Origin of the sequence: Psychrobacter sp. DAB_AL62B (assembly GCF_028895345.1) — a bacterium.
Taxonomy (GTDB): Bacteria; Pseudomonadota; Gammaproteobacteria; order Pseudomonadales; family Moraxellaceae; genus Psychrobacter.
In genome coordinates, this window is sequence record NZ_SAXC01000001.1 from 693,133 (window position 1) to 709,878 (window position 16,746).

Below are 16,746 nucleotides of genomic sequence, written 5' to 3' on the forward strand. Positions count from 1 at the left end.
ATTATTGCCTTAACCACTAGAGAAAAAGCCATTAGATAAGAAATGCTTAAATAAGAAATGCTTAAATAAGAAGCCATTAGATAAGAAGTTATTGGTTAAAAACACATGTTAACAACTCACGGATAAAAAACGTAACTTGCTAGACGACTGGTCTAATGCTACCATATACCTCATAAGAATAAGAACGCTTTATCAGTAAGGTTTGTTGAAAAAACGTAACTTTTTCATTAATTATTTATTGTTATTAAAAATATGACGAACTAGAACGCTCTCTAAGGAGAACATAAGCTTTATGTCTATACCCGATACCTCAGTACCTATTTCATCAGATAACGCCCCATCAAGCATTGCCTTATCAAATACCAAAGCTCATCTGTTAGCCACTGGTTATAAGCTGATTGCACAAAAGGGCTTTACCGCCGTTGGTATTAAGCAAATACTAGATACGGCAGGTGTTCCTAAAGGCTCCTTTTATCATTACTTTACCTCAAAAGAAGCCTTTGGCGAAGCAATTATTGAACACTACTTTACTCAATATAAAAACCGCCTAGATATTATTGGCGCGCAAGATGTCAGCGCCCAACAAAAGCTTTATGACTATTTCCAGAACTGGTACGACACTCAGCAAAATGGCTGCGATCATGAGAAGTGTTTGGTGGTTAAATTAAGCGCTGAAGTCGCTGATATATCAGAGCCTATGCGTAAAGTATTATATTTAGGCTATCAGCAAACCATTGCTTGGCTTGCGTCCCAAATAAAAGCAGGTTGGGCAGATAATTCTGTACCTCATCTTGATAACATCGCTGCTGAGAGCATGGCAAAGCGTTGGTATTTTGCATGGCTTGGTGCCAGTTTAATCGCGAAGATTAGCCAAACCGATACACCACTAGCAGAAGTATGGCAAATGACAACCACCGAAATGGGCCGCTAATAGCTTTCTATTCTCTTAATTATTTTACTCATTTCATTAGCTGTAGTTAAACTAAATAATAATTTATATCGATCTACTTAATATTAAATTCTATTTTCACTTGTACGATACTTTTGTAAATATTAATAAATAACTGCTAGACGACCGGTCTAATTAATGTACAATGCGGGCAGATGTAAAGAACATACATAACTTATATTCAATTTTAAAACACTCATTAAATGCTTATTAAGCTTTAGGAATATTATGAATAACTTTCAATATTACAATCCAGTACGCATCGTCTTCGGTGAAGACCAAATCAAACAGCTATCAGATTTAGTACCTACCGATGCGCGTGTGCTAATTACTTATGGTGGTGGTTCAGCACAGCGTAACGGTACGTTAGATGAAGTCAAAGTAGCTTTGTCAGCCAATGGCAATCGTGAGGTATTTGAGTTCGGTGGTATTGAAGCCAACCCAGAATTCACCACTTTGTTAAAAGCGGCTGACATGGTCAATGAGCACAATATTGATTTCTTATTAGCAGTCGGTGGCGGTTCAGTGATTGACGGTAGTAAGTTTGTCGCGTTGGTATCATCATTTACGGAAGAAGACGGTACGGTATCACGTGAAAAAGCTTGGGAAGCATTAACCAATGGCTGTAGAAAAATTGATTCAGCGGTTGATTTGGGTGCGGTATTAACCATACCAGCGACTGGCTCTGAAATGAATTCAGGTGGCGTCATTAACTATAGCGAACGCCAGGCAAAACTACCCTTTGGTAATGCGCTTACTTTCCCTAAATTCTCAATTTTAGATCCTACTAAAACGTTCACATTACCTGAACGTCAAGTCATGAACGGTGTCGCCGATGCCTTTGTCCATGTGATGGAACAGTACCTCACCTATCCGGTCAACGCAAAAGTCCAAGACGGCTTCGCTGAAAGTTTACTTAAGATTTTGATTGAAGAAGGCGCAGCGGTTAAAGCTGACCCAGAGAATTTAGAGACGCGTAAAAATCTAATGTGGACAGCGACCATGGCCTTGAATGGTCTGATTGGCACGGGCGTTCCGCAAGATTGGACGACACATATGATTGGTCACGAACTGACCTCATTACATGCGATTGATCATGCACGTACGCTGACCATCGTCTTACCATCAGTGCTGCGTGAGCTAAAAGACAGTAAAAAAGACAAATTGCTTCAATATGCGCGTAACGTTTGGGGCATTACAGCCGACAATAATGGTACTGAGCTAAATGATGATGCCATCATTGAAGCTGCTATCGTTCATACTGAAAACTTCTTCCGTGAGCTTGGACTGCCTGTTAGCTTAGAAGATGCAGCCTTAGACGCCTCTGCTATCGACCCAATCATCAAGCAGTTAGAAGCTCATAAAATGGTGAAGTTGGGCGAGCATGGTAAAAATGATTTGGCCGTATCACGTCGTATTCTAAATCGCGCAGTGAGTAGTAACGCTTAGTCTTTTTACAAATTAGCAAGAAAATGAACAATCATCAATAAAGTAAGGAATATAATTATGAGTTTTGACAACAATCAGAACCAAAAACAAAACCGTCAAATCAAACTTGCCAGCCGCCCACATGGCGCGCCAACTGCCGATAACTTTGAGCTGGCTATCGGTGATATTCCAACGCCAACTGACAAGCAAATGTTACTACGTACCGTATATATGTCACTTGACCCTTATATGCGCGGACGTATGAGTGATGCCGCAAGCTATGCTGACCCGCTACAAGTTGGTGATGTGATGCTCGGTGGCACGGTTGCACAGGTAGTCGAATCAAATATCGATAAGTTTGCGGTCGGTGATTTGGTTGTGTCAAATTCAGGCTGGCAGGATTATAGCGTCAGTGATGGCGAAGGCGTACTAAAGCTTGACAAAGATATGACCAATCCTTCTTATGGTTTAGGTGTGCTTGGTATGCCAGGCTTCACAGGCTATATGGGTTTGACCGATATCGGCAAACCACAAAAAGGTGAAACTTTAGTCGTTGCAGCGGCGACTGGTCCTGTCGGTGCAACCGTCGGACAAACTGGTAATGAGCTTGGTTTGCATACTGTTGGTATAGCAGGCGGTAAAGAAAAATGCGACTTCGCGGTTAATGAGCTTGGTTTTGATGTTTGTATTGATCATAAAGCCGATGACTTTGCCGAGCAACTAAAAGCAGCCTGCCCAGATGGTATCGATATTTATTATGAAAACGTCGGTGGTAAAGTTTTTGATGCGGTCATGCCGCTGCTAAATGCTCATGCACGTATCCCAGTATGCGGATTGGTTTCACAATATAATGCGACTGAACTGCCTGATGGTAAAGACCGCTTGGGTGTACTGATGGGCAATATTCTAAGTAAACGCCTGACGGTCAAAGGCTTTATTATCTTTGAAGAATATGGCGACCACTTCCCTGAGTTCTTAAAAATTATGGGCGACTGGATTGACTCAGGTAAAGTAAAAACCAAAGAACATGTTGTCGATGGCTTAGCGCAAGCACCGCAAGCATTCTTTGATATGCTAGATGGCAAAAACTTCGGTAAAACCGTTGTCAAAGTTGCCGATGTTAAATAACTTTGAAATAACCACTTAACAACATAAGTCGTTAAGATAACTACTGAAAATAATACTTAAAACCTCAATACTATGTGCAGTCAGTTGTTTAGTAAAAATGATTTTATTTATGCTGGCTGCTATACATCAATGAGAATTTAGAACATCAATGAGAATTTAGATAATAAACAATAAATAGGAACAATTATGAATATTTTAATGGTACTAACCTCACACGATAAGTTGGGCGACACTGGTAAAAAAACAGGCTTTTGGCTAGAAGAGTTTGCTGCGCCTTACTATGCCTTTTTAGATGCTGGCGTTAATATTACTCTAGCCTCTCCTGCTGGCGGTCAACCACCACTAGATCCAAGTAGCGATACAGCAGATGCGCAAACAAAGGATACCAAACGCTTTAAAGAAGACAGCGAAGCTCAAGAACGCCTTGCTAATACCAAAAAACTTGCTGATATGAAAGCCGAAGATTTTGATTCCGTATTTTATCCTGGTGGTCATGGTCCATTATGGGATTTGGCAGTGGATCAAAACTCTATCAATTTGATTGAGACTTTCATTAAGCAAGACAAACCGGTTGCTTTTGTTTGTCATTCGCCTGCCGCGCTTAAAAACGTCAAAATTGATGGCGAATACTTGGTCAAAGGTAAAACCGTAACAGGTTTCAGTAACACTGAAGAAGAAGGCGTTCAGCTCACTGATGTGGTGCCTTTCTTATTAGAAGATGTCATTAAAGCCAATGGCGGACACTATGAAAAAGGAGCGGACTGGGAGTCATATGTGGTTGAAGACGGTCTGTTAATCACTGGTCAGAATCCAGCGTCATCAGAAGAAGCCGCTAAACGTTTGCTTGCAAAGCTGCAAGCTTAACCCATAAAAACAAGGCAAATTAAAATATAGCAAAAAGGCTGACATCATGATTAGACTGCATCACCTTAATCAATCACGCTCATTACGTACCTTATGGCTTTTAGAGGAATTGGGTCAACCCTACGAAATCATTAGCCATCAGCGTGATGCCAAAACGCATCTAGCACCAGACAGTCTAAAAGCCGTCCATCCGCTTGGTAAGTCTCCGGTTATTGAGATGGATGGCGAGCTTTACGCGGAATCAGGGGCCATTACTGAGCTATTGATTGAACGTTTTGCCTCAGATAGTTTACGCCCTGCTATAGACAGCGCAGATTATGGTCATTACTTACAATGGATTAACTTTGCGGAAAGCTCGCTGATGTTGCCATTATTGCTTGAGTTATTTACCAATAAAGCAGGCGTTGGCGATAATGAGTTTTTGAAAGGTTATATCGCTCAAGAAAAGCATAAGTTGCTAAGTTATTTAAACGATAAAGTGGCAGGTAAATCATTTATCGTTGGCAATAAATTAAGCGGCGCTGACTTTATGTTATCGTTTGACTTAATTATGCTGGCTAAACGTGGGGCATTGGAAGATTATACCAATATTAAGCAATACGCTCTACAGTTGGCAAGCCTTGATAGCTACCAGCGTGCGATGCGTTTAGAAGCGAACTACGATGAATCAATGTAGTCATCAGCCAAATATTTTGCTCATTATCTAAAGTCAAAGAAAACAGCTCTTAAAGGGCTGTTTTTTATGTCGGGCTTATTAGTAGCTAATGGTTATAGATTTGGTGTCGGTTACAAACGCTGAATAAAAATTATGATAAAATAACTCAGGCAGTCTTTAGGCTGTTTTTTATTTTGTATGGGAGTGAAATAAAACATCCCCGTACTCAATTACTGCTAGCCCAACTGGCACGATGTATTTCTAGTCCAAGAGTCATGCTATGTCACTTCACTTTCCTATACAGTTAATTGCCTGCCAATGAGTACCGACTATCAGTTTAAGCCGCATGAACAGCCATTTATGCTCGGCTCGCCCGCCACTCCCGACCATCCTACACGCCGCAAGGTATTTTATCTGCTTATCGGTATTTTTATCGGTTTAACGGCCAGCTTCCAAAACGGTCTATTGGTGGCTAACCTCACTCAAATCCAAGGTGAAATGGGCTTAACGCCAGTAGAAGGCGGCTGGATATCGGTCGCCTACAATATGACTAATGCCTGCGTCACTGTGCTGTTATATAAAATTCGCCAACAGTTTGGCATGTCGCTGTTTAGCAAAATCACCTTATTTTTTCTACTCGCCGCAACCAGCATGCAATGGTTGGTCAGTAGCAATCTTCTGAGTACAACGACTGGTGTCAGAATTGAACCTTACTATTTAGAACTTGTCGCTCGAGGTTTTAGTGGTGTGGTTGCCAGTGCAATGACGGTACTGTCTATTTTTTATTGTCTACAAGGCATGCCTACGGCTAAGCGTATCAGCGGCTTAATTTTAGGCTTTGGCCTAGTACAATTTGGCATTCCGTTATCGCGTATCATCTCGCCCTACTTGGCGGTTGATGGTCAGCTTGAGAGTTTATTTTTATTTCAAGTTGGTTTGGCACTGATTTGCTTTGGCCTCATTAATATATTAGAGCTGCCGCCCGGTAATACCGAAAAGGTTTTTGAGAAGCTAGATATCGTCAGCTTTGCATTTTTTGCCAGTGGTCTTGCTGCATTAGCGGTGTTCTTAGTACAAGGGCGTATCTTATGGTGGACAACACCTTGGCTCAGCTATCCGCTAATTATTGCAGTCGTCACCATTACTATCGCCTTATGGATTGAAACCCACCGCAAAAACCCAATGTTACAGGTACGCTGGATGCGTAGCCGTACTATTATTGCCTTTATGATTACTGGTGCCCTGATGCGTATTTTGCTGTCTGAGCAAAGCGTTGGTGCAGCAGGTCTATTGGCAAATCTTGGCTATGGTAATGATCAGCTGATTGTTTTTTATGCAGTAATATTGGTAGCCAGCGTATTGGCATTGGTGATTAGTATCTTTAGCACCAATGCGATGGATCTACGTCGACCAGTGATTTTTGCTGTTGCCCTCATTGCAATTGGCGCGTGGATAGACACAGGTGTGTCGCTAAATTCTGCCCCTTCGATGTTTTATCTCAGTCAGTTTATGATCGCTTTTGCCGCCGTTTACTTTATGGGTCCAATGGTATTTGAAGGCATGTTTCGTGCTATTGCCAATGGTCCTGCTTATATTATTAGTTTTTCGGTCGTTTTTGGTATTTCACAAACTGTTGGCGGTTTAGCAGGTGCAGCGGCCATTCAAGCCTTTACCACCATTCGTACGCAAATGCATTATGCGGATATGGTCGGCTCAATGAATGGTGATAATCCTGCCATGATGACGCAGATTCTCCAAGGTATCCAGCGTCAAGCAACCGTCGCCGCTTACGATGATTTATTCTTTTTAATGGCAGTAAGCGCTAGCGTTACAACAATTTATCTATTGATTGTTTATTTTTATTATCGCTATCATAAACGCAATCCACTGGCTAAAGAGCTTGCCGCTTTAGCGAAGATGAGAGAACAAAAATAGCTAATGGTGCAATTTTTATTATTCACTCTCTATCCCAATCCTATGATTATTATTTTAAAATTATCTACTATGTCTATTAAACCCATTAGGAGCGCTTCATGAATGAAGACAAACCCAATAATCTAAATGATGCGAGCGCACCTAACAAAACAACCATAACGCCAGCGGACTTAGCATCTGAAACAGCTAAGCTTGAAACAACTGCATCAGAAACAGCTCTTCATTTAAATAAATCTGATGAGCCTGATGAAGGTGCAAATACGGATAATGTTAAAACTGATGAGGTAGTAGATGACACGCCAATGCCACCAGTAGAGCCTATCCCCGACTCAACTGGCTGGTCACCTAAGAAAAAATCATTTTTTAATTTAGGTTTACTGATTGCATTGATTGTCATCGGTGTCGCATTAATTCTTTATGCGTGGAAATTACCGCCCTTTACACCAACCGTGCAGCAAACTAACAATGCCTTTGTAAAAGGTCAAACCACCATTATCAGTCCGCAGGTTTCTGGCTACGTGACTGAGGTTGCCGTACAAGATTTTGCCAGCGTAAAAGCAGGTGATTTATTAGTAAAAATAGATGATCGCACCTTTCAGCAGCAGCTTGAACAAGCGCAGGCTAATATTGAAGTTGCCGAGACCAATCGTTCTAGTAATACCCAAGATACTGGAACAAACCAAGCACAAATTGAGGCACGTGAAGCGGATCTAAATAGCGAAAAAGTCAGTGTTTATAGTGCTCGTGAGGATGTCAAACGCTATCAAGGACTGGTCGCTATTGGTGCGGTCTCAAGAGCTGAAGTTGCCCATGCCGAAGCACAGCTTGCCAAGGCGCAGGCAGGCGTACAACAAGCGGAAGCAAACTTGCAAGTTGCCCGTCAAGCGCGTGAGAAAACCAGTGGTAGCCGCTCGTCACTCGATGCCAATATTAAAAATGCTGAAGCAGGTGCTAAGCAAGCGCAAATTAATTTGGAGAATACAGTCATTACTGCTCCTGAATCAGGACAGTTGAGTCAAGTCAGCGTTAAAACTGGTCAATACGTCAGCGCCGGTACGCAACTGATGTATATCGTACCAAAAGGTATATGGATTATTGCGAATTTTAAAGAGACACAAGTGGCAAATATGACTGTTGGTGAAGTAGCCACTATTCGTGTTGATGCGCTTGGTGGTACTAAATTTACCGGTCACGTGAGTAACATCTCGCCAGCAACCGGTAGTGAATTTAGTGCAGGTGCCGCCAACCCTGCCACTGGTAACTATATTAAAATCGCCCAGCGTATTCCCGTACGTATTGACTTAGATCAAAATCAGCCTGAGCTTGCCCAACTGCGTCCCGGTATGTCAGTATCGGTAGATGTAGATACGAAGTAATAATACTGAATTCATAGTCTCAGCTAAGCACTGATTGAAGTCTTTTTTATTAAAGAAAGCATAATAAAAAGCCACTTTAGGCGTCATATTTAGCATGACACCTAAAGTGGCTTTTTTATGCAACTTAATTATTTTCTACTGATACCTAAGCTTAAGTATCTTAAAGATTTAAGGTAGGAAGCGTTTTGTACTCCAGCTTTCGCTATTTTCGCGGCTGTATACAATGCGGTCATGCATACGGTTGGCACGACCCTGCCAAAACTCGATTTTCTCAATCGTAATCTCATAGCCGCCCCAAAATTCTGGCGTTGGTACTGCTGTGCCTTCTGGATAATCTGTTTGTAATTGCTCAAACGTCTGCTCCATTACTTCTCGACTGGCAACTTCACCACTTTGCGGTTGACTGACCCACGCGCCCACTTGGCTATCATGTGGACGTTTTTGAAAATAAGTAGCTGACTTATCAGCATCAATTTTAGCGATACTGCCGCTGATACGAATTTGACGCTCAAGCTTATGCCAAAAGAACAGTGCTTCGGCATTGGGGTTTTCGGCGATATCTTGACCCTTAGCACTTTCGTAATTGGTATAAAAAACGATACCTTTATCCGTAATTTCACGCATCAATACAATGCGTACACTGGGTTTATTATCAGCCCCGCAAGTAGCTAAGCTCATCGCGTACGGCTCTTGTACTTGTTCCTCTAGTGCCTCACTCATCCAAGCTTTTAACAGCTCAAACGGTGATGCAGGCACTGACTGCTGGTCAAGCTCGCCTTTTTCGTAGGATAAGCGCTGATCGGTAAAGTCCATACTCATGATAATTCCTTTTTTAATAGCTTATTTTAATATCATTATATGTAGCTGTTAGCCCAATACGGCTTTTATTTTGTCTGCCAAATCATTCGCCATGACATCGCATTCTATCTCATCGTCTGATTCAACCATCACTCGAATCATCGGCTCTGTACCGGATTGGCGAATAAGCAAACGACCACGCCCCTCTAAAGTAGCACGGGCTTTATCAAAAGCGACCACCAGTTCTTCATGTTCAAAGGGATCTTGCATTTGAGACAGGCGAACATTGACCAGTTTTTGTGGTAATACCTCGAAGCCTTCTGTCAAATCACTCAGCGCTTTGCCGCGTGCTTGCATCACCGCGAGTACTTGCAAGCCTGCGATAATAGCATCGCCCGTTCGGCTTTTATCCAAGCATAAAATATGACCTGATGGCTCACCGCCTAGTATCCAACCGTTTGCTTCAAGGTCTTGCATCACATAGCGATCGCCAACTTTTGCACGGGTAAATTCGATATCAGCATTTTTTAATGCCAACTCTAAACCCATATTACTCATTAATGTGCCAACGACGCCTTTAGCCTTGTTTTGACCTTGGGTCGCAAGCAAATACAGAATGCCATCACCGTCAACCAGATTACCGGCTTCATCGACCATCACGATACGGTCGCCATCGCCATCTAAGGCAATACCGACATCAGCTTCATACTTGAGTACCGCTTTTTGTAGGCTTTCAGGATGAGTTGAGCCGCAGTTAGCATTAATATTGATGCCATCAGGCTTGTTGTTGATGGCAATCACATTAGCACCAAGCTCACGCATGACTCGGGGTGCAACACTATAGCCTGCGCCATTCGCACAATCGACGACTACGGTTAAATGATCTAAATCATATTGATAAGGAAAGCTACCTTTGCAAAATTCAATATAACGCCCTTTTGCATCGTTAATGCGATTATTCTTACCCAATTGTGCCGGATCAAGAATCGGCATCAGTACATCATTGTTATCAGAGGAAGTCATAATGGCCGTTAATTTATCATTAATGGCATTTTGCATCGCATCGGTTAATTTTTTGCCGTCGCCTGAGAAGAATTTGATGCCATTATCATAGTACGGATTGTGAGAGGCAGAAATAACAACGCCAGCATCGGCATTAAAGCTACGGGTTAAATGAGCGATAGCAGGCGTTGGTAATGGCCCCAGCATATGCACATCGACACCTGCCGCATTAAAGCCCGCTTGTAGTGCACCTTCAATCACATAGCCTGATAGACGAGTGTCTTTACCAATCACGACACTTGGCTTACGAGCAGAATTATGATTATTTTCTATCAGCACGAGTCCCATTACATAGCCCAATTTCAATATAAAATCAGGGGTAATTGGCAGCTCACCAAATTTACCACGAATACCATCAGTGCCAAAGTAGCTCATTATTATTGTTCCTCAAGTCTAAAAGTAAAAAACCAAACGTACACGCAGGCGAAGTAATTACAATCAGTAACTATAATCAGTAATTGTAATAAGTAAATATAAATAATTATTAGAATAATCTATTGTTGTATTTTACAAAAAAAACAGCCAACAATAACGAAGCATTGTTGGCTGTTTGTATCTTGACGTCACTTAACTCTGCAAGGCCCTGAGTTATAAGCATTCATAGCATCATAGAGAGTCAAAATGTACTTAGTCGACTCGATAGTTAGGCGCTTCTTTAGTAATCTGCACATCATGGACGTGTGATTCTTTCATACCCGCTGATGTGACTTTGACAAACTGTGGCTTGGTACGCATCTCTTCAATCGTTGCACAGCCCGTATAACCCATTGATGAGCGCAAGCCACCAACCATCTGGTTGACGATACCAGCAACTGGACCTTTATACGGTACACGACCTTCGATACCTTCTGGTACCAACTTTTCCACACCATCTTTGGCGTCTTGGAAATAGCGATCTGATGAGCCATTTTGACCTGACATCGCGCCTAGACTACCCATACCACGATAGGCTTTATAGTAGCGACCTTGGAACAACTCAACTTCACCCGGTGCTTCTTCCGTACCTGCCATCAACGAGCCAACCATGATGCATGACGCACCTGCAGCAATGGCTTTTGCCATATCACCAGAGTAGCGAATACCACCATCAGCAATCAATGGGATACTGTCTTGCAAAGCGCTTGCAACATTATCAATCGCAGATATTTGCGGCACACCAACACCAGCGATAATACGTGTAGTACAGATAGATCCTGGACCGATACCAACCTTTACCGCATCTGCACCGGCATCACGTAACGCTTTAGCGGCGTCACCCGTGGCGATGTTACCGCCGATAACCTGCACATGCGGAAAGTTCTTTTTAATCCAAGATACTTTATCAATCACGCCTCTTGAATGACCATGCGCCGTATCAACAACGATGATATCTACGTCAGCAGCAATTAACGCTTCAACGCGCGCTTGTGTATCTGCGCCAGTACCGACAGCCGCGCCAACACGTAAACGACCCTGCTCATCTTTACAAGCATTTGGATTGTTTTCAGCTTTGGCAAAATCATTGACGGTAATCAGACCGCGCAAACGAAAGTCATCATTAATCACGATTACTTTTTCGATACGGTGTTCATGTAGCAATCTTTTAATGTTTTCGTTGCTCTCACCTTCTTTAACGGTGACGAGCTGCTCTTTTGGCGTCATGATATGGCTGACCGGTAACGACAAATTGGTCTCAAAGCGCCAATCACGATGCGTGACGATACCAATTACTTTATCGGTACCTTTCTCGACCACCGGTACACCTGAGATATTGTTATCTTGGGTCAGTCTTAATAACTCACCAATCGTCATTTCTGGATGGACAGTAATAGGATCTACGACGGTACCCGCTTCAAATTTTTTGACGCGGCGTACTTGCATTGCTTGCTTATCGATATCCATGCTTTTATGCAAGATACCTAAACCACCAAGCTGAGCCATGGTAATGGCCATCTCAGACTCAGTAACCGTATCCATAGCAGCAGAAATTAGCGGTAAGTTTAGCGTGATGCTTTTTGTTAGGCGGGTCGTTAAATTAGCCGCTTTTGGTAAAATCTCAGAATAAGCTGGCAACAATAAAACGTCATCAAAGGTTAAGGCTTCATCGACAATTCGCAACATACAGACCCCTAGTAGTGGTTATTTTGATGGGTGGGTAATGCAGTATCAAGTCGATAAATTAACGCTTTATCAAAATCATCAGGTCATTAAAACCTAGCAAAAAATGATAGAACCGTGAGGAACAAACACTAAGTATGTACATTCGCTCGGCACGTTACCAATTTATCATTGGTAATTAAATCATTGGTTCAATAGACTCGCCAATACAGCGCTTCTAGATATCCCAAAATCTGATTACACAACGCTTAACTACTGAATTATCCCTTAAAAATAACGCCATATTATAACAAATAATGCAAGCTTTCGCATGACTTATTTGTCAGATTATTTTGCTATAACAACACTATTATTTGCTAAACATAATCATTGATATCTAATCATGATTGGTTTTGACTATCAAACGTTCAGCCGGTAGATAGGCTTGTTGTTGCTCATACAAATAGCTTAGCATCTGTTCACGAACTTCACATTCAAGCGTCCATGCATCTAAAGGGCCATCAGCTGCTTGGCTACAACGAAGCTTAATGCTGCTTTCTGATACGGATACCGTAAACATTTCAGGCTCCGTTTCACTGTCCCATAGCGTATTCTCTTTTACCAACTCAATATATTTCTGTCGAATGGCGGCAATATCAGCACCATAATCGACATATAAGTAAATCACTGACGTTTGATGTGACTCTGTATGCGACCAGTTTTCCACAATCTCAGTAATAAAATGCCGCATGGGCACAATCAAACGCCGCTCATCCCATGTTTTGAGTACCGCATAGGTATAACCCAAATCTTCAATTGTGCTCCACTCACCTTCCATCATCACCGTATCGCCGATACGCACAGGCTGGGTAATCGCGACCTGCATCCCTGCGATGATATTGCCTAAAATAGGCTGCGCGGCAATACCAATGACCGCACCTGCAATCCCTGCTGAAGTTAATAAGGTTTTACCCAGCCCATCGATATTGGTAAATTCACTTAATCCAATCCAAATACCGCCAAGAATCATAACAAAGATAAAAACGCGACGAAAGATCGAAACATAAGTGCGACGGCGGCGACTTTTATCAAAATGCTCATCGCTTAAATTTTCGATTTGCAAATCTTTATAGCGATTGGCAAAAAAGTTAGTGGCTCGGATACCAAGCCACATCGCACTAAATACCAGTGCCACCCAAATGATAGGTCGGGTTGATGAGGCCAATGCATCCAAATAAGGAAAGCCGCCCGATACTAAAGTATAGACAGAGGAGAAACTGATAGTAAAGGTTAAAGGTACGGTCAACTTATTGACCAAATCTTCCACACCGTTGTGATGAAGCGTACTAAGGCGGTTGCCCTCTTTATCCATGACATACCAATTAAGGAGCTTGCCAGCGGCTGTACTTAATAGCCAACCTATTCCCATGGTAAACGAGAAGAATATAAGTAACGCTAAAAACTCCCAGATAGCAATGCTAAAAAACTTTAGCTTTGTCCAACTAGGCAAATAGCGCTCAAACTTTGCCGGATGATACTGCTCATAAAGCTTATCGATGTTCGAAACGGTCTGCGCTGAAAATACCCAAAAAGGCGCGCCATCACCAATGCGTATGCGTTCTAGATGCAACGGTACTCGGCGCTCGCGATAATCGATATAACCAAGCTGAATCGAACGTCTAGGAATACCTTGAATGCTACTAGTACTACCAAGAGGGGGTTCAATCAAGCCATCAGGACGACCAGGCAACTTATCAAATACATAGAGTTTTTTTTCGACCAGCAAAAAATCCAGTTGTTTGGCAAGATCTATCGCACGACTGCGCTGTAACTCACTATCAATCAAGTTCATATTCAGCGCATAAGCAGCCAAATCATATTGCTGCTTCATGACTGCTGATTGGAAAAACTCTAAGGTTGCAAGAGGTGTCGACAAATTCGGCGGCTCAGATAATGGCGGTAAACCGGCATTGAGCTTATTTAAAGAATAATAGCCTTCATTATAATCACCGGTAAGACCAGAATCTCCTTGTAGCACCCCTGCTTGCTGCACCGTGTTTTTTTCTATCGGACTAGTCATTTCTTCTGCGATTGCAGAAACGCTGACTCCTTCTGCTTTAATATCCTCAATTTTCTGCGCTGCATAATCAACTATATTTTCTGGTACAGTACTTTTTTCTGCTGCGTTATAATTTTGAGCTTGTACATCTCTTTGATTATTAACCGTTAGATCATCACTAGTAGCGGCATATACAGGAACATAAACGACACTCAATAACATGACAAATATACTGAGGGTAAATTGCCATACGTTTGAGTGCTTAATAATCTTTTTATCGCCAACAGTAAAAGTAGTAAAGACCTCACTCTTGGCGTCGCCAGAATTGATGCCTTTGTCACCCATGCCGCATTGCAAAGCTTGAACGTTGCTAGAATCCAAGTTAGAAGCCAAAGACTGATGATTATTTTTCATACGATATATATCTGACCTATGTATAAGGTTAAGCTAATGTACTCTACAAAAAAAGCCAGCGCTAAGCTGACTTAATTTCTGAGCATAAACTTCTAAGCATACTGGTTGCTTTATGCATGTACTAATTTTAGCTGTTACGTTAAGCGCGTCGCCAAGTCGTGCCAGCGCGACTGTCTTCCAGCTCGATACCCGCGTCTTTTAACTGTACACGTATCTCGTCAGCACGAGCAAAGTTTTTATTGGTTTTGGCATCAGCACGCTCAATAATTAAGCCATCGATAGCTTCATCGGTTAAACCGTCTTCTTTCATCTCACCGATGACTGCTTGCAGAAACTGCTGCACAGGTTGCTGTAAAATATTCAGCGTTTGTGCCAATGCCTTTAAGTGCTGCGCTAACTGCCACGCACTCTCTACATCTTCTACTTTACCCGCTTTATTGATATCACGTGCCAATCCAAAGAGCACACTGATAGCCGTTGAGCTATTAAAGTCATCATTCATGGCTTTGATAAAGTCTTGTCCGGCAGCGCTTGCATACGCGGTATTCATTAATTTATCATTAATGATGATTTCTTGACCTTTTTGTTGTTCAGCAACTTTAAGTGCTTGGTACAGTCTGCTTAGGCTATTATGCGCTTCATCTAACGCGCTATCAGAGAAGTTTACTTGGCTACGATAATGACTCGATAATAAGAAAAAGCGCACCGTTTCTGGCAGATATTGTGCCATCACATCGCGAATGGTAAAGAAGTTACCTAGCGACTTAGACATTTTTTCGCCATCGACATTGATAAAACCGACGTGCATCCAGTTGCGCGCGTACTCACAGCCAGTAGCCGCTTCCGACTGAGCAATTTCATTTTCATGGTGCGGAAATTGTAAGTCATGTCCACCGCCGTGAATATCAAAAGTATTGCCAAGGCATTTGGTCGACATCGCTGAGCATTCAATATGCCAGCCTGGACGCCCTTGACCCCAAGGTGATGCCCATTGCGGCTCATCAGGCTTCGCCGCTTTCCATAATACAAAATCAAATGGATTGCGCTTATCGTTTTCGACATCAACCCGCGAACCTGCCTGCATCTCATCAAGATTACGCTTAGATAATTTGCCATAATCAGCAAAGCTATCAACCGCATAATAGACGTCGCCATTATCGCCAGCATAGGCGTAATCACCCGTAACCAACGTCTCAATCATTTGCTGCATCTCATCGATATGGTCAGTCGCACGCGGCTCTGCATCAGGTGACAAGCAGCCGAGCGCCGCTGCATCCTCGTGCATGGCGGTGATAAAACGCTGTGTCAACGCGCCGATTTCTTCCCTATTTTCGGCAGCACGAGTGATGATTTTGTCATCAATATCGGTGATATTGCGTACGTAATTCACCTCATAACCCAATTGCGCAAGCCAGCGCACCGCCATATCAAAGCCAACCATCACCCGTGCATGACCGATATGACAATAATCATAAACCGTCATCCCGCATACATACATGCCAACTTTACCCTCAACCAGCGGTTTAAATGACTGCTTACGCCCAGTTAATGAATCGTATATCGAGAGCTGTGACATGGCGTCGGCAAGTGGGGTTGTCATAACGTAGTAGCCTTTTGATTAAAAGTATAAGAAAAAAACAAGTCTAACAATAATGCACGCTTAGCAAATAAAGACGTTTACTTATAAACGTAAATAACGTCGTGATTATTTTACAGAAAGCAGCAATATAAAACTTAACCCATTATCTTAGCGAAAATGCTCGAATGACTGCTTACGCCCAGTTAATGAATCGTATATCGAGAGCTGTGACATGGCGTCGGCAAGTGGGGTTGTCATAACGTAGTAGCCTTTTGATTAAAAGTATAAGAAAAAAACAAGTCTAACAATAATGCACGCTTAGCAAATAAAGACGTTTACTTATAAACGTAAATAACGTCGTGATTATTTTACAGAAAGCAGCAATATAAAACTTAACCCATTATCTTAGCGAAAATGCTCGTA

Annotated in this window: 12 protein-coding genes; 7 read left to right on the forward strand and 5 right to left on the reverse strand. The window is 42.3% G+C overall.

The genetic code is table 11. The features are described 5' to 3' along the window. Positions 1-292 precede the first annotated feature (292 nt). From EPB74_RS02770 to EPB74_RS02800, 7 genes are all read left to right on the forward strand, one after another. Positions 293-931: a TetR/AcrR family transcriptional regulator gene (locus EPB74_RS02770; protein WP_274902619.1), complete on the forward strand. Its 639-nt coding sequence runs from the start codon at positions 293-295 to the stop codon at positions 929-931. A gap of 246 nt (positions 932-1,177) precedes the next feature. Next, complete coding sequence (locus EPB74_RS02775; protein WP_274902620.1) at positions 1,178-2,398, forward strand: iron-containing alcohol dehydrogenase; 1,221 nt, start codon at positions 1,178-1,180, stop codon at positions 2,396-2,398. Positions 2,399-2,455: 57 nt separating this feature from the next. Further along, the gene (locus EPB74_RS02780; protein ID WP_274902621.1) at positions 2,456-3,505 is read left to right on the forward strand and encodes an NADP-dependent oxidoreductase; all 1,050 of its coding nucleotides are present in this window, start codon (positions 2,456-2,458) and stop codon (positions 3,503-3,505) included. Positions 3,506-3,691: 186 nt separating this feature from the next. Then, positions 3,692-4,369: a type 1 glutamine amidotransferase domain-containing protein gene (locus EPB74_RS02785; protein WP_274902622.1), complete on the forward strand. Its 678-nt coding sequence runs from the start codon at positions 3,692-3,694 to the stop codon at positions 4,367-4,369. Between the two features lie 46 nt (positions 4,370-4,415). Beyond that, on the forward strand, positions 4,416-5,045 hold the full coding sequence (locus tag EPB74_RS02790) for a glutathione S-transferase family protein (RefSeq protein ID WP_274902623.1): 630 nt from the start codon (positions 4,416-4,418) through the stop codon (positions 5,043-5,045). Positions 5,046-5,342: 297 nt separating this feature from the next. Next, positions 5,343-6,959, forward strand: coding sequence for an MFS transporter (locus EPB74_RS02795; protein ID WP_274902624.1), 1,617 nt, complete (start codon positions 5,343-5,345; stop codon positions 6,957-6,959). Positions 6,960-7,057: 98 nt separating this feature from the next. After that, positions 7,058-8,335 (forward strand): HlyD family secretion protein, encoded by a 1,278-nt coding sequence (locus EPB74_RS02800; RefSeq protein ID WP_274902625.1) that lies wholly within the window; start codon positions 7,058-7,060, stop codon positions 8,333-8,335. Between the two features lie 168 nt (positions 8,336-8,503). Here the strand turns inward: EPB74_RS02800 and pdxH are convergent, their stop codons facing one another. From pdxH to cysS, 5 genes are all read right to left on the reverse strand, one after another. After that, positions 8,504-9,154 (reverse strand): pyridoxamine 5'-phosphate oxidase, encoded by a 651-nt coding sequence (gene pdxH / locus EPB74_RS02805; RefSeq protein WP_274902626.1) that lies wholly within the window; start codon positions 9,152-9,154, stop codon positions 8,504-8,506. A 48-nt stretch (positions 9,155-9,202) separates the two neighbouring features. After that, positions 9,203-10,570: a phosphoglucosamine mutase gene (gene glmM / locus EPB74_RS02810; protein ID WP_274902627.1), complete on the reverse strand. Its 1,368-nt coding sequence runs from the start codon at positions 10,568-10,570 to the stop codon at positions 9,203-9,205. Positions 10,571-10,822: 252 nt separating this feature from the next. Continuing rightward, positions 10,823-12,295 carry an IMP dehydrogenase gene (gene guaB, locus EPB74_RS02815; RefSeq protein WP_079691530.1) on the reverse strand — a complete coding sequence of 491 codons (1,473 nt, stop codon included), beginning with the start codon at positions 12,293-12,295 and terminating at the stop codon, positions 10,823-10,825. 373 nt (positions 12,296-12,668) lie between these two features. Continuing rightward, a complete protein-coding gene (locus tag EPB74_RS02820) occupies positions 12,669-14,744 on the reverse strand; it encodes a mechanosensitive ion channel family protein (protein ID WP_274902629.1) in 2,076 nt (691 codons plus the stop codon). Positions 14,745-14,883: 139 nt separating this feature from the next. Next, positions 14,884-16,344 (reverse strand): cysteine--tRNA ligase, encoded by a 1,461-nt coding sequence (gene cysS, locus EPB74_RS02825; protein ID WP_274902630.1) that lies wholly within the window; start codon positions 16,342-16,344, stop codon positions 14,884-14,886. Between the last annotated feature and the right edge of the window lie 402 nt (positions 16,345-16,746).